Annotated in this window: 12 protein-coding genes; 4 read left to right on the top strand and 8 right to left on the bottom strand. The window is 49.3% G+C overall.

Features of this window, described 5'->3' with window-relative positions:
• Positions 1 to 49 precede the first annotated feature (49 nt).
• Positions 50 to 1,186: an efflux RND transporter periplasmic adaptor subunit gene (locus BGO59_RS08980; RefSeq protein WP_293683288.1), complete on the bottom strand. Its 1,137-nt coding sequence runs from the start codon at positions 1,184 to 1,186 to the stop codon at positions 50 to 52.
• A 262-nt stretch (positions 1,187 to 1,448) separates the two neighbouring features.
• Here BGO59_RS08980 and BGO59_RS08975 point away from each other — a divergent pair, with 262 nt between their 5' ends.
• Entirely contained in the window at positions 1,449 to 1,994 is a 546-nt protein-coding gene (locus BGO59_RS08975) for a hypothetical protein (protein ID WP_293683287.1), read from the top strand.
• 116 nt (positions 1,995 to 2,110) lie between these two features.
• The gene (locus BGO59_RS08970) at positions 2,111 to 3,448 is read left to right on the top strand and encodes a vanadium-dependent haloperoxidase (protein ID WP_293683286.1); all 1,338 of its coding nucleotides are present in this window, start codon (positions 2,111 to 2,113) and stop codon (positions 3,446 to 3,448) included.
• A 105-nt stretch (positions 3,449 to 3,553) separates the two neighbouring features.
• Here the strand turns inward: BGO59_RS08970 and BGO59_RS08965 are convergent, their stop codons facing one another.
• From BGO59_RS08965 to BGO59_RS08955, 3 genes are all read right to left on the bottom strand, one after another.
• A complete protein-coding gene (locus tag BGO59_RS08965) occupies positions 3,554 to 5,257 on the bottom strand; it encodes a tetratricopeptide repeat protein (protein WP_293683285.1) in 1,704 nt (567 codons plus the stop codon).
• A gap of 193 nt (positions 5,258 to 5,450) precedes the next feature.
• Positions 5,451 to 5,660 carry a copper chaperone gene (locus BGO59_RS08960; RefSeq protein WP_293683284.1) on the bottom strand — a complete coding sequence of 70 codons (210 nt, stop codon included), beginning with the start codon at positions 5,658 to 5,660 and terminating at the stop codon, positions 5,451 to 5,453.
• A 38-nt stretch (positions 5,661 to 5,698) separates the two neighbouring features.
• Complete coding sequence (locus tag BGO59_RS08955) at positions 5,699 to 6,616, bottom strand: hypothetical protein (RefSeq protein ID WP_293683283.1); 918 nt, start codon at positions 6,614 to 6,616, stop codon at positions 5,699 to 5,701.
• Between the two features lie 160 nt (positions 6,617 to 6,776).
• Here BGO59_RS08955 and BGO59_RS08950 point away from each other — a divergent pair, with 160 nt between their 5' ends.
• A complete protein-coding gene (locus tag BGO59_RS08950; protein WP_293683282.1) occupies positions 6,777 to 8,183 on the top strand; it encodes a chloride channel protein in 1,407 nt (468 codons plus the stop codon).
• Positions 8,184 to 8,223: 40 nt separating this feature from the next.
• Here the strand turns inward: BGO59_RS08950 and BGO59_RS08945 are convergent, their stop codons facing one another.
• Positions 8,224 to 9,471, bottom strand: coding sequence for a sodium:proton antiporter (locus BGO59_RS08945; protein ID WP_293683281.1), 1,248 nt, complete (start codon positions 9,469 to 9,471; stop codon positions 8,224 to 8,226).
• Between the two features lie 88 nt (positions 9,472 to 9,559).
• Between BGO59_RS08945 and BGO59_RS08940 the strand changes: the two genes are divergently transcribed.
• On the top strand, positions 9,560 to 10,954 hold the full coding sequence (locus tag BGO59_RS08940) for a TIGR00341 family protein (protein WP_293683280.1): 1,395 nt from the start codon (positions 9,560 to 9,562) through the stop codon (positions 10,952 to 10,954).
• Positions 10,955 to 10,974: 20 nt separating this feature from the next.
• On the opposite strand, the gene BGO59_RS08935 is transcribed toward BGO59_RS08940, so the two are convergent.
• The 3 genes from BGO59_RS08935 to BGO59_RS08925 form a co-directional block, all read right to left on the bottom strand.
• Complete coding sequence (locus tag BGO59_RS08935; RefSeq protein ID WP_293683279.1) at positions 10,975 to 11,175, bottom strand: hypothetical protein; 201 nt, start codon at positions 11,173 to 11,175, stop codon at positions 10,975 to 10,977.
• A 235-nt stretch (positions 11,176 to 11,410) separates the two neighbouring features.
• Positions 11,411 to 12,778, bottom strand: coding sequence for a HAMP domain-containing sensor histidine kinase (locus BGO59_RS08930; RefSeq protein WP_293683278.1), 1,368 nt, complete (start codon positions 12,776 to 12,778; stop codon positions 11,411 to 11,413).
• A gap of 87 nt (positions 12,779 to 12,865) precedes the next feature.
• Positions 12,866 to 13,543, bottom strand: a complete 678-nt coding sequence (locus BGO59_RS08925) for a response regulator transcription factor (protein WP_293683277.1) — start codon at positions 13,541 to 13,543, stop codon at positions 12,866 to 12,868.
• Positions 13,544 to 13,734 lie beyond the last annotated feature (191 nt).

Below are 13,734 nucleotides of genomic sequence, written 5' to 3'. Positions count from 1 at the left end.
TTGTTTTCGAGTAGTCGATGCCTACCGAATGACGCAAAGAAAATGACCATTAATGAGCCGATGCGTAAAGAGCCTGTAGGTGTTTGGCGGGCAGTGCTTTTGGAATAATGGTCATCCCATCTTTGAGGCTCTGGATACCTTCGTATACGATCCGATCCCCCGCCTTTAGGCCCGACTGGACAACATACATTTGATCGACCCGGCTCCGGGGAACAAAACTTCGGGTGCGGACTCTATTTTTGGCGTCGACCACATAGACGAAGTTTTTATCCTGTACTTCGAATACGGCTTTCTGTGGAACCAGAACAGCATCGTCCACTTCTGTAGCAAGTCGTATTTTGCCGGTAGCACCATGACGGAGCAATCGGTTGGGATTCGGGAAACTGGCCCGGAACGCAATGGTGCCCGAATTACCCTCAAATTCGGTTTCGGTGGTCTCAATTTTCCCTTTGAACGGATAAGGGGTATCATCGGCCAGCAACAGATCGACCTCCCGAACGGTAGTTTTATCCGGGTCGCGCCGTTTCTTGATGAACGCCAGGTACTCTTTCTCCGAAACGTGGAAATAGGCATACATTTCCCGCAGGTCGGAGATACTCGTGAGTAAAGCTCCTTCTTCGATCAGACTTCCGCGTTTAAACGGAATCCGGTTAATAACCCCGTCGAAGGGTGCGCGGATGCTGGTCAGCGATACATGAAACCGGGCTTTCGTCAGCGCTGCTTTAGCCGCATTGATGGCGGAGCGAGCCGTTTCCATTTTCGCTTTAGCCAGCTTCAGTTCAGAAGGTGAAATAACATTTTTCCCGACCAGGAGCTTAACCCGTTCCAGTTCCACAGCCGCCGATTGCTCTTCAGCCATCGCACTTTCCAGACTGGCCTGCCCCCGATCAACTTCAACTTGATATTCGGTTGGATTAAGCTGGAATAATAGCTGGCCTTTACGAACGGGTCGCCCTTCGTCGATTAAGATTTTATCCAGATACCCTGCTACCCGAGCGCGTACTTCTACATTCTGAACTGCTTCCAGCTCACCCGTATAAAAGTGATCGAGCGTAGCATCCTGTTCCGTCAATTGAATAACAGGAAGCGTCAGAGCGGTTGCTTCCGACTTTTGCTCACTATGATCAGAACAGGCCGTCAGGGTGATACCAATTAATAAACTGAGTAAACCAGCGCGAGTATGCATAAGGAAGTTAGTCTAATCGACTAAACAATTGATTGGTTTAGTGACTGTTGCGTTTATTCTTCAAGCAAGAAGGTATACTCGACTAAGGAGCAGATTAAAAATTTCTTAGAATTTCCTTAGAGCCAGTTTAAAGGGCCAGGAACTGATATAGGTCAGTTTGAGCGAAGAATTGAGTAGAATTTGAGAAATTTGCTTTCCTTGAGAGATACAGGATTTTGCTCAGCATACAATCGAGTTACACATAAGCGTGTAAAATTTTGAAGTGAAGTCATTAACAGCCATCGGCTTTTTCGTACTGCTGCTCTACCACTGGATAGGGCTGCCATTGGCTGTACTTACCTTTGAGCAGAGTTATGAGTCCGCAGCTCCAGTGTCGGGCGATGATCAATGGAAAGTTGTCAAACTGCCTATTTCGCTTCCTTATACATCATCCTGGGAAAACGCAGACGGCCACGAAGGATTGATTCAGGATGGCGATGAGTTTTATAACATTGTCCACCAGCGATATGCCAACGACACCTTGTATACGGTACTAAAAACGAACCAGAATGCGAAAGAGCGGTTTTTCGATCTGGCCGAACAGCTACAGGAAATCAACAGCGACAACGATCAAACACTGCCCAAATCACCACTGGGTCGTCTGTTAAAATTGCTAAGTGAACGGTTAACCATTTATCTGCCCCCTACCTCCTGCTGCCTTACCCAGCCAGATGCTCAATCGCTGCAAGCCCGTACTGGCTACAGTGCCATTCAACTGGCTTATGCTGCTGTTGGTATAGATGCCCCGTCGCCCCCACCCAAACAATAGCCTGATTTTTAACGGATTTCTTTAACGAGCTCGTCCGTGCCCCACGGCATGACGACAAGCTCCTTATTTCCTTTTGGGCTTCCCACAACGAAGCCCTATACCATTCAGGCTATTTTATGAAACAACGTTTGATTCTCTCTCTGCTGTTGGGTTTACTGGCTTGCCAGCCCAGTGCTCCCCCCGAACAATACAATCCGAAGGCATCGAATCCGCAACTATTCTACGATTGCTCAAAAACGCTGACGGATATTATGATCCATGATGTTTTTAAACCACCTGTTGCCAGTCGAATTTACGGATACACCTATCTGGCGGCCTATGAAGCTTTACAACCTGGTTATAGGGAGTACTCATCCTTGATGGGTAAGCTCAACGGCTCCAAAGCGTCTCCAAAGCCCGATTCGAGTGTTGCCTATTGCTATCCGGTAGCCAGTTTTAAAGCGTTTATAACGGTAGGGCGGGCGCTGACTTTTTCGGCTGATCTGTGGGATGCTTTCGAGAAAACCTTCTGGCCCCGTTTAGAAGCCCTCCAGATTCCCGATGATGTGTATGATCGATCGGTGCAGTATGGTGAACTAATTGCCAAGCATGTTTTGGAATACGCCAGCAAAGACCATTATAAAGAAACACGGGGCTTTCGGTATACGGTGACCAATGAGCCGGGAACCTGGGTACCTACGCCCCCGGCCTATGCCGATGCCTGCGAACCTCAGTGGAATACAGTTCGAGTGTTTACGCTGGACTCTGCCCGGCAGTTTCGTTGCCCTCCCCCAGCCAAATACGACCTGAATCGCAACAGCCCGTTCTGGAAACTGACCGAGGAAGTGTATACCATTGGTAAACGGCAGGATAAGACCGAACAGGCTATTGCGTACTTCTGGGACGATAACGCCTTTGTGACCAACATATCGGGCCATGTGATGTTTGCCAGCAAAAAAATGTCGCCGGTTGGTCATTGGCTGGCTATTGCAACGACGCTGGCCCGGCAGCAAAAACTGACGATGATCCAGGCTACTCAGCTCTTTGCGCTGACATCCATTGCCATGTTCGACGCGTTCATTGCCTGTTGGGATGAAAAATACACCTATGCTCGAATTCGACCCGAAACGGTGATCAATAACACCATCGATCCACAATGGCGCCCTTTTCTGGAGACCCCAGCTTTTCCCGAATATGTGAGTGGACACAGCGATATTTCGGCCGCAGCAGGTAAGGTCATCGGGCAGTTAATTGGCAATAATGTTGCCTTTACCGATTCGACTGAGTTGCCATATGGGCATGGAGTGCGGTCGTTTACCTCCGTTGAAGCGGCCTATCAGGAAGCCTCAATAAGCCGGGTCTATGGAGGTATCCATTATCGGGATGGGGTTGAAGAGGGTACGGTCCAGGGAGAACATGTCGGGCAGCATGTATTACAGAAGTTGCTTCCCCAATTGGGTATAGCTAAACGATAGTCAAATTGGAAACGAACGATTGAACCTCAAAACAAAACCGCTACCGGAGATCAATGCTCTGGTAGCGGTAAGAATAAGGCATAATGAACCAACATAGAAAAACAATTACTGAGAACCGGACGGTGGCGTAGCAATGGCGACCAGGTCTTTATTGTCGGGAAACCAGGCTAGCCCTTTCTGAAGCCATTCGTTGCGGGCTGTTTCGTCTTTAGTGACCAGTTCGTTATAGGAAATGAGGTATTTGAAGGCCAGCACCAGATCATTTTTATAGCGAGTCCGTTCTTCGGGTTTATCGGCTACCATCGTGATAAACTGCTCAAAATACGGTTTCGCTTTCCCATTCCGCACAGCCTCTTCAGGGGCATAGGCGTAGTAATTCGATTTGGCCCGGTACAGAACCGTTGGCGCATAGTCAGGAGATCCCTGTTGCGCCAGCGCCAGCGCCGAATCGGCCAGAGCAAACCGGACGGTATCACGGGTAAGCTTCCCTAAGCTATCCCGTTGAAAGCCCAGCGTGTAATTGCTCATGCCGTAGCGGAACAAATCCTGAACGTCGGCCTTGAAGCCATGCTTAGCGGCTGAATCGAGTGCGGCAACCGCTTCAGGATGTTTTTTAGCCCGGTAATAATAGCGGGCAATATCGCTGTAGAGGTTTTCGCTGGTATCGGCAGGGGCTGCTTTTTCCAGATAAAGCACACCCAGCGAATCGTCGTCAGTTGCTTCGGTTGCCAGATAAGCCTGTCCAAGGTATTTGTAATCGTCGGGCATGGCTTTTTGCGGAGCTTTTTCCAGGAACGTATTCAGATTTTCGATGGCTTTCTGTGGCTGTTTCAACGATGAATACGCCCACCCTTCAATCCGGTACACAATTGGGTTTTGGCCCAGGGCCGTGCGGTTACTGTCGATCAGGCTGATGGCCCGTTGATAATCCTTCGCCAGAAAATGAAACTGTGCCTGCCGAAGCAGTGATTCCTGCCGTTTATCGTTCGATACGTTTTCATACTGATCGATATAGCTGGCGGCTTCTTTATATCGGTTGACCAGGAAGTATAATTCGGCCAGTTGGTTATAGGCTGGTGCATAGTTGGGATTAGCCTCAATGGCTTTCTTATAATTCTCAACGGCCAGATTCAGATTACGGCCCTGCCAGTAGATGTCGCCAATACGCTGGTACACGCGCGACGGATTCATACCCAATTCAATGGCACTTTCGTAGCGTGATACAGCCGTACCAGCATCCCGGTTCTGGTAATAGGCATCACCCAGGGCGAGCTGAATAGCTGGGTTTTTCTTGTCGCGGTCGGCGGCCCGATTAAGGAAATCGATCGCTTTGGCGGTATTGACAATGCGCGGGTAAATCGGTTTGATGGACCCATTTCCCGGCGTCAGATAACCCGTATAAGCTTCTCCAATCCGGTATAGGATCTCAGCGTTTTTACCCTTGCTTTTCGAAACTACCTCGTCGAGTTTGGGCTTGGCATTAGCGGTATCCTGTTTGACCAGATACGTTAAGGCAGCCCCCGTCTGATTCAGCGGAACACGCTTTTCATCCATCGGAACACCTTTCTCAAACCAGATTCTGGCCGAGTCGGGCTGGCCGGTTCGCAGGTATCCATAGCCCGTTTCAAAATAGGTTTGCGCAGATGGATTTTGTTGTACGTTTTTCAGTAAAAGTTGTTTAGCCTCATCAAATCGGCCCAGGTTGAGTAAGGTATTCGCATCAGGGGGCGTTGTTTGGGCTAGTGCTAAACCAGCCGGCGCAGCCGTTAGCGTAGCGAGTACCATGGCTATTCGAACATGCGTTTTCATAATCGTTGTTGTTTTAGGAATCGTGTCAATCCACACGATCTGGATTGCTTTTCTAAACTACAACGGAGGATTAAGAGCGGGCTTAAAGATTGCTTAGAATTGCCTTAGAAGGGCTTTTTATTATTTTTACCTGTGCTGCTGATTCCTGTTGTGGTGTCAGATGTGAGCATCTGACACCACAACAGGAAACTGGCTAAACCGGAAGGATCTCAGCCCAATACCCTGCCTGCTCGACAGCGCGAATGACCTGTTCTGCAATTCGATTGTCGGTGGTTTGAACGGTCAGCAATCCATTCGGATCTATGTTCCAACCGTCGACAGGTTCGATGTCGTTTAGGTTCAGGTTTACAGCCGCCACATCGTCGGATGTCATCAGGTTTGTTTTGAAATTAAGCGTTTCCATAGATTGAAAATTAATTTGTTGATTACTGCACATAGCTTTTAGAAAAACCAGAAACTGTCCCGCAACCGAAACTCAACCGTTCCCAGAAAAACTTCCCGGGTATAGATCGAGGCCCGGTACAGACCAGCCCGCAAAGTGTTGGCAGGGTTGATCTGAAAAACAATACGCTGGGGCCCCTGCGTGAACGATACCATCTGTGCAGCATGAACGGGTATAACATCATTCAGGTCAGGCAGTTCGACAGTTGTCGTTCGAATGGCGGGCATCATTGTTTCCCCTTTTTCATCGGTTAGGCTTACAAAAACTTCCTGACGCCCCTCCAGGTGAAGCTCAGCCGGAACCATACACGAAATAAGCAGACTACGGGTTTTCCGGGCTTTGGCCGTGACCTTTGTATTGGCTTTCCGAGGTTCAACCAGAAAGGCATTGCCCGTGAGCGTTGCGCGCGGAACATTGCCCGCCATATCGGTAGTCAACTTCCTTACTTCCTGCTCCAGCTCCTTATTCTGACCAATGAGCAGCTTATTAGCATCCGTCAACCAGCCAATCTTATCCCGCGACGCTGCCAGTTGGTTCTCCAGACTATCGCGTACAAGGGTTAAGGAATCGCCTTGCTGTTTTAGCAATCGAATCGAGTTTGTCTGATTAAGCCGGGCTTGCTGAACGCTGTATAGCTGTTGATCTTGCCGACTTAGCATGTTGTGGAATTGATTCAGGCGTTTATCAAAATAGGCTTTATCGTCGGCAGCCGTCTCAAGCTGACTTTTCAGGTCGCGGATATCGTCTTCGAGATGGAATTTGACTGACAGTAAAGAGTCGGCCCGTAATTCAATCTGATTATAATGAGTGGCCCAAGCTCGATTGGTTCGCCAGTAAAGGCCCCCAGCCAACCCGACAACGATGAGCAGCGCCAACGTCCAGGCCAGATTGCTTGAATTGCGTCCAGTTTCCTGCATGAGGTGGTTGTTTTAGAATGGATAAATGGATACCCAAAGCTCCGCTGGCCTGGTTACAGACGACTTAAAGAGATATTAGAATTTGCTTAGACCTGTGTGTTTCGCAAATCAACTCGATCCAAACAGCGTTACTATTCAATAAAAACTGTTTAATAGCTGCATGCTTCCTAAATTAACTCGGTATGCTCGTGTGCTGGACTGGCTGGACCAGCATCTTATTCGCCGATTGTATACCGAACGGGTTCGTCGGGTTATTTTACAAAGCTTACCGTTCTGGGTAGCGTCGTTGCTGGTTGGTCTGATAGCTGTTGGGTATGAAGAATTGTTTCTTTGGGCTGAACGGATCAGCTTTACGTGGTTGAGTCGACAACCCTATCTGGTATTTGTCCTGACACCTTTGGCTTTCGTACTGGCCTGGCTCACCGTTAACCGCTTAGCGCCAGCCGCACGCGGAAGCGGCATACCCCAGGTAATGGCTGGTATTGAATTATCAACGCCAAAAACACACAGGCGTCTGGCGTATTTGCTTAGCCTCCGGGTTGCCCTCGTGAAGGTACTGAGCAGTGTCGTACTGTTATTAGGTGGAGGGGTAATCGGGCGTGAAGGGCCAACCATCCAGATTTCAGCAGCTATTTTTCGGGCTATCAACCGTTTACAACCAGCGGGATGGCCACAACTATCCCGTCAGATTGCGTTAGTCACCGGAGGAGCGGCCGGGCTGGCTGCTGCGTTTAACACCCCATTGGGCGGGATTGTCTTCGTCGTTGAAGAACTCACCCAAACCCATATTACCCGCTTCCGAACGGCCGTCTTTACTGCTGTTATCATTGCTGGCATGACGGCCCAGGCCATTCTGGGTCCCTATCTGTACCTTGGCTTTCCAAAGATTACCTCAACAACGGGCTGGTTTTTAGGGATAGTCGTGCTAGTAGCGATCTTCTGCGGGCTGGCCGGGGCCGCTTTCGCCAAAGTGCTGTTATGGGCCAATGCCTACCGCCGACGGTTTACGACGCTACCTGCCCAGGCGGGTTGGGTGGCTGGCTCCGGGCTACTCTTGGCCGTGCTGGCCTTCTGGGTCGGAACAGATGCGTTTGGCACCGGAAAACCCATCATCAACCGATTGCTGTTTCAAAACGACCATCTGACTCCCTGGTATCTGTTTCCGGTCCGCTTTGCCGGTATGACCCTTAGCTACTGTAGCGGGGCGGCTGGCGGGGTCTTTGCCACATCGCTTAGTGCGGGGGCTATTCTTGGCGATGGCTTATCCCGACTGGTTCAGGTGCCTCCTTCCGATACGAACTTGGTGATTCTAGTCAGCATGGTTAGTTTCCTGACTGGCGTTGTGCGGTCGCCCTTTACGGCCGCCATTCTGGTTCTGGAAATGACCGACCGCCATTCGGCAATTTTCCAGTTATTGCTAGGTGGGCTCATGGCGCAGGGAGCGGCCTCGCTGGTAGACCCGGTATCGTTTTATGAGCATCTGAAAGCCGGTTTTGTGACAGAAGCTCTGGCGCAACCTGAATCAGAACATACCCGGCAAACGTCTGAGACAATTCAGCCAGACTAACGATTATTCTTCTACGCTGAGAACGATATGAATCAAACGACTAGGGAGCCGTTGGGTATAATCTCCTGATTAGCCGTTCCATCGTTAGCCCCTGTCCAATGACCGAGAAAAGCACAACGGCATAGGTAATGGTAACCAGCAAGTCCTGATTCGGAAGGTTGATAGGGATAGAAAGCGCCATAGCAATAGACAAGCCGCCCCGCAAACCGCCCCAGGTAAGCATGATTGGCGCGTATTTGTCCAGATTGAGCCACCGACGGGCTATTACGAAGGGGAACCAAATCGACAGAAACCGGGCACAAAGTACCAGTATGATAACGGCTGCACACAGGGGCCAGTAAGCCATACGAAAATCAATCAGTAGAAGCTCAATACCCATCAATACGAAGAGTATGGCATTCAGGATCGCGTCCAGCAATTCCCAGAATTTGTCAACATACTCTTCAGTGACATCGGACATCGCTTCACCACGGGCTTTACTTCCCATCAGTAAACCCGCTACCACCATTGCTAATGGCCCGGAAATGTGAAGTTTTTGTGCCAGCAGATAGCCACCCATGACCCCTGCTATTGTAATGAGCACCTCCGTCTGGTAGTGATTGATAGACCGCAACAACCGAAATAGCCCATAGCCCAGCATCAGGCCAAACAGAATCCCGCCCCCTGCTTCTTCCAGAAACAGCAAAGCGATGTTGCCCACGCTGATGCTTTCTGTACCCTCAACAGCAATCCGGTAAATGGATGCAAAGACAACTACCCCTACCCCATCGTTGAATAGCGATTCACCCACAATATTGTATTTGACATTCTCCGGAAGTTTAAACTTGGCCAGAATACCCAACACAGCAATGGGATCGGTGGGCGAAATCAGCGCACCAAATAGTAAGCACAAGGGCAACGGAAGCGCAAATCCAAACCAGCCTGCTAACCCATAAAGCCCTGTGCCAATGAGGCCGGTACTGATCAGGACGCCAACAAAGGCGAATAAGATAACCGATCGACGAACCTCTCGAAGCTGATCGATATTGGTATGAAAGGCCCCCGCAAACAACAGGAAGCTGAGCATGACATCGAACAATACCCGGCCAAAATCAATCTGTGCCACTGCCTGCCGGACCTCCGCAAACCAGACGGGATGCATGGTATTCAATCCAATAAGCAAGGCCGAAAAGGTCAGCGAAAGCACCATAATACCAATGGCATCCGGCAATTTCAATAACCGGGTATTTAGGTAAGCAAAGAGCGCCGAAGCAACAATGAGCAAGGTGGCCAGGGTAAATAGATCCATCGACAAAAGAATAATTACACAAGAATACATTAACTTTTGATTAAAAACCGGGTTGAGTTATCAGGAATCCTAAGCCCACTACACCAAAATGATTACTGAAAATCAAAACAACCTACGGGCAAACCGCTCTGACGTGTTTGCTCAGTTTAGTCGAATTCTTCGTGGCAGGTTTAGTCTGGACGAAGACAAAGCCGAGGAGGAAGAGATTATCCAGTCGATCAGTAAAGGCATCGAGTTTCGCGGAATTAATTTATGGACGCTCATTTTCGCCATTTTTATTGCCTCCATCGGCCTGAATGTCAACTCCCCGGCGATTATTACCGGCGCCATGCTCATTTCGCCACTGATGGGCCCGATTATGGGTATTGGTCTGGGTATCGGCATTAACGATCTGACGCTGATTCAACGAGCCATCAAGAACATCAGCATTGCCGTCTTTATCAGCCTGCTCACCTCGACCATCTACTTTCTGATAAGCCCCCTGCATATTGCGCAATCCGAACTGCTGGCTCGTACATCGCCTACCGTTTGGGACGCCTTTATTGCTTTTTTTGGCGGGCTGGCCGGGATCATTGCCGGATCGCGTCGGGAAAAAGTAACGAACGTGATTCCGGGAGTGGCTATTGCTACTGCCCTGATGCCTCCGCTCTGTACGGCAGGGTATGGACTGGCAACGGGCAATTTCTATTACTTCGCCGGCGCTTTTTACCTATTTCTGATCAACTGCATCTGTATCAGCCTGTCTACATTCCTGATGGTACGCTTTCTGAATTTCCATAAGAAGGAGTATCTATCACCTGATGTTGAGCGCCGGGTTCGAAATACCATCTGGATTGCCGTCCTGATCGTTATTGTACCCAGCACGTACCTTGCCTATCAGATTGTCCGTAAAACCATCTTCGAGCAGTCGGCCAAACGGTTTGTGTCCAACGAATGCGAATTCCAGTATCGGCAGGTCATTAATTACGCAGCCCGGTATAATCGCCAACAGAGTAAACTGGAACTAACCCTAGTAGGCGAACCACTACCGAAGGACTCTATTAACGAACTGAAGAACAGGATGGGAGCCTATGGAATCCAGGATGCTCAACTCATAATTAAACAGGGGAATTTTAAAGATACCGAAGTCGATATGAATGCCATTACCAATACCCTGGCCGACCAGATGATCAAATACAGTCAGGGTGCCATAGCCCGAAAAGATCAGACCATCGACTCACTGCAAAACTACATCCGGCGAAATCAGATAGCTGGCCTTCCAGTTGCCGACCTGCGTAATGAACTCAAAACACTTATGCCCGATGTACGCACATTTACAGCGACCAGGGCTCTGGTGATGAACACAACCAGTAACCGACCCGATACGGTTACCCTTGTCTATGCACAGTTTTCCCGGAAACACACACCTACCGAGAAACGCCGAATCGAACGCTGGTTACAGAGCCGCACCAAAAGCAAAAAAGTTAAACTACTGATCGAATAACGTAGTAGATAGACGCCCAATTAGTGCAATAAGCGCGGAATATCGACGTACCAGGCCAGAAAGAGGGTCAACAAAAACAGGGCACACATCAGAATTAACAGCCAATCGGGCTGAGGTGGCGGATCATCGTCGAATAAAGGATCGTTCGTCGGTCGTTTTCGGGTTGGCGTTGCGGGCCCCGGTGGAAAAAATGGGGTATAAGGATGGGTTGTACGGATCATGTGTCTGGTTTATTTACAGCTAAGGGTAGGTTAGTAAACAACCAAATCTGCCTCCGTCGAATTAGTATTCGCTGATAAACTCCTTAGAATATTCTTAGAAACTATTTGAGTTCGTGGAGGCAGGTTCTCAAAACCGAGCCAGACAAATCGTTCGGTTTTGAGAAACCTCACTAGGGCAGATTTAAGAATCTGCCCTCACCCTACCTGGGCAAAACGCTTACTTATAAACTGGTAGCTATTGCCGGGGAAGAACAATACTGAATACGGTCGGCTGGCCTGTGGATGAACTGACCTGTACATGTCCCCGATGTAGCCGAACAATACGCTCAACGAGCGACAGACCAATTCCATACCCGCGCACCTCAGCCGTTTTACTGCTTCGGTAAAAGGGTTCGAAAATATACGGCAAATCAGCAGTGGGTATGGGCTTCCCCTGGTTCTGGATGCGGATGGTAACAGCGGCATCCAGGAAATCTACATTTACCTCCGCTTTCCCATCATCCGAGAACTTACAGGCATTTTCAGTCAGATTTTTCAGGGCTGTTTCCAGTAATGTTTTGTTCCCCTGAACGGACAATTGATCAGGCTCTTCGGGTAATGTGCCGAGTTGAACTGTGACAGCATACAGCGGATTGATGGCTTTTATCTGGGCGCGAACATCCCAAACGATTTCATCGATACGCACCCGATCGGTCAGCAAACTAACGGCATCATTTTGGTTGAGCTGTGAAAGCCGGAGCAGTTCGTGGGTTAAACTGGACAGCTCAGTCACGTCCTGCAACACTGAGCGAATGGTTTGCCGATAGGCTTCAGGACCTCGCTCATTCAGCAGGCTCACTTCCAGTTGCGAACTGATGAGGGTAAGCGGATTTTTAAGTTCATGCGATACATTGGCGACAAACATCCGTTGCAGCCGAAACGATTCGTTGACTCGGTCCAGCAGTTGATTGATAGTTTGCGATAAGCGGCTTATTTCATCATTATCGTGGTGCAACGGTAATCGTTCGTCGCGGTTTTTTGGAAAAATGGCATTGAGTGTGCGGTCCATAGCCTGCACCGGGCGTAAGGCATCGTCGGCAAAAAACCAGCCGGAAAAGGCCGTAATGGCTACAATCAGGCAGAAAAGGCCTGTCAGCGACCAGAATAACCGCCGTAAGAATTCATCGCCATACCTATTCTCAGCACTGGCAATCACAACAAATTGGCCGGAAGCCGTCATGAACCGCGTACCAACCACATAGTACTTATCCTGCCGGAACGCCTTCTCCCGAACCTGACGAATATCGCCCAGTATAGATTCGGGAAGGGTTAGGGTAATCGCTTCGTTGGTCGATAAAATAATGGAATCCCGCTGGTCGAATGCAATGATCTTTTGGTTGGGTAGCTGATCTTTACGAATCCGGGTCAATTGCCGAATCAGATCAGTATTCAACCGATGCCGAATCAGCATATCCCCAATCGTGTTGGCTTTCCGGTCGAGCCGACGGTAAAAGTCCGACGAAATGAAATACCAGCAAAAAGCGTATATGCTCACAAAGGCCAGTAACAAAATACTGGAAACCAGGCCAGTAAAGCGTATCGTCAACCGATTTCGAATAGTCATAGGGCGAGGGGCAGGGAGCAGGGTGCGTGGGGCAGGGTGTTACGGGTCTATACGCTACCCCTCACCCTGCTCCCTGCCCCCGCTCATTCATTCTTCCTTAAACATGTAGCCCATACCAAACTGGGTATGGATCAGCTTTTTAGGAAAGTCTTTATCGATTTTTTTACGGAGGTAGTTAATGTAAACTTCGACGACATTGGTCCCCGTGTCGAAATTCAAATCCCAGACGTGTTCGGCAATGGCCGGCTTAGAAAGTACCCGTCCCTGATTACGCATCAGAAACTCCAGCAGCGCAAACTCCCTCGCCGTCAGATCAATCGGTTTGTCGTCGCGGGTAACGGTTTTAGCATCCAGATTCATTTCAATGCCTCCATAGCGCAAAGTCTGGGCGGTCATAGCAACCTGCGTACCCCGTTTGGTCAGCGCCCGGACTCTGGCCAGTAATTCGGCAAACTGGAATGGCTTGGTCAGGTACTGATCGGCCCCGGCATCAAAGCCCATAACCTTATCATCCGTTTCGCCCAGCGCTGTCAGAATCAAAATGGGTGTAGTAAGCCCCTCGGCACGAAGCTGGCGACACAGTTCATAACCGTTAAGACCTGGCAAAATCAGATCTGTAATGATGGCCGCATAATTGTTTTTTAACGCCAACCGCTTGGCAATCAACCCGTCGTAGGCAATATCGACCTCAAACTGGCTTTCTTCCAGTCCCTGCTGAATGGCCTGTAGCGTCTTGGCCTCATCTTCTACTACTAATAGTTTCATAGTTCAATAGGCTCCCGATGAGCAGCCCGTATATAGTAGTAAACCACGAAACGAATTCATTGGTTAAACTCACCCTCGCTAATTTATTGACTAACAATACCTTACATGGCTCTAATCAAATTCTAAGGTCTGTTTAAGTAATTCCTTATTCGTTACCGCCACTTTGCCCCTACAAAGCGGTGAACATGCGC

Source organism: Spirosoma sp. 48-14, from assembly GCF_001898575.1.
Taxonomy (GTDB): Bacteria; Bacteroidota; Bacteroidia; order Cytophagales; family Spirosomataceae; genus Spirosoma.
Note: the sequence above shows the minus strand (reverse complement) of the source record. Positions and strands in the feature narration are given on the sequence as shown.

Coding starts and splice junctions, on each gene's coding strand:
- BGO59_RS08980 (WP_293683288.1), bottom strand. CDS start 1,186: ATGCATACTCGCGCTGGTTTACTCAGTTTATTAATTGGTATCACCCTG.
- BGO59_RS08970 (WP_293683286.1), top strand. CDS start 2,111: ATGAAACAACGTTTGATTCTCTCTCTGCTGTTGGGTTTACTGGCTTGC.
- BGO59_RS08965 (WP_293683285.1), bottom strand. CDS start 5,257: ATGAAAACGCATGTTCGAATAGCCATGGTACTCGCTACGCTAACGGCT.
- BGO59_RS08960 (WP_293683284.1), bottom strand. CDS start 5,660: ATGGAAACGCTTAATTTCAAAACAAACCTGATGACATCCGACGATGTG.
- BGO59_RS08955 (WP_293683283.1), bottom strand. CDS start 6,616: ATGCAGGAAACTGGACGCAATTCAAGCAATCTGGCCTGGACGTTGGCG.
- BGO59_RS08950 (WP_293683282.1), top strand. CDS start 6,777: ATGCTTCCTAAATTAACTCGGTATGCTCGTGTGCTGGACTGGCTGGAC.
- BGO59_RS08945 (WP_293683281.1), bottom strand. CDS start 9,471: ATGGATCTATTTACCCTGGCCACCTTGCTCATTGTTGCTTCGGCGCTC.
- BGO59_RS08940 (WP_293683280.1), top strand. CDS start 9,560: ATGATTACTGAAAATCAAAACAACCTACGGGCAAACCGCTCTGACGTG.
- BGO59_RS08935 (WP_293683279.1), bottom strand. CDS start 11,175: ATGATCCGTACAACCCATCCTTATACCCCATTTTTTCCACCGGGGCCC.
- BGO59_RS08930 (WP_293683278.1), bottom strand. CDS start 12,778: ATGACTATTCGAAATCGGTTGACGATACGCTTTACTGGCCTGGTTTCC.
- BGO59_RS08925 (WP_293683277.1), bottom strand. CDS start 13,543: ATGAAACTATTAGTAGTAGAAGATGAGGCCAAGACGCTACAGGCCATT.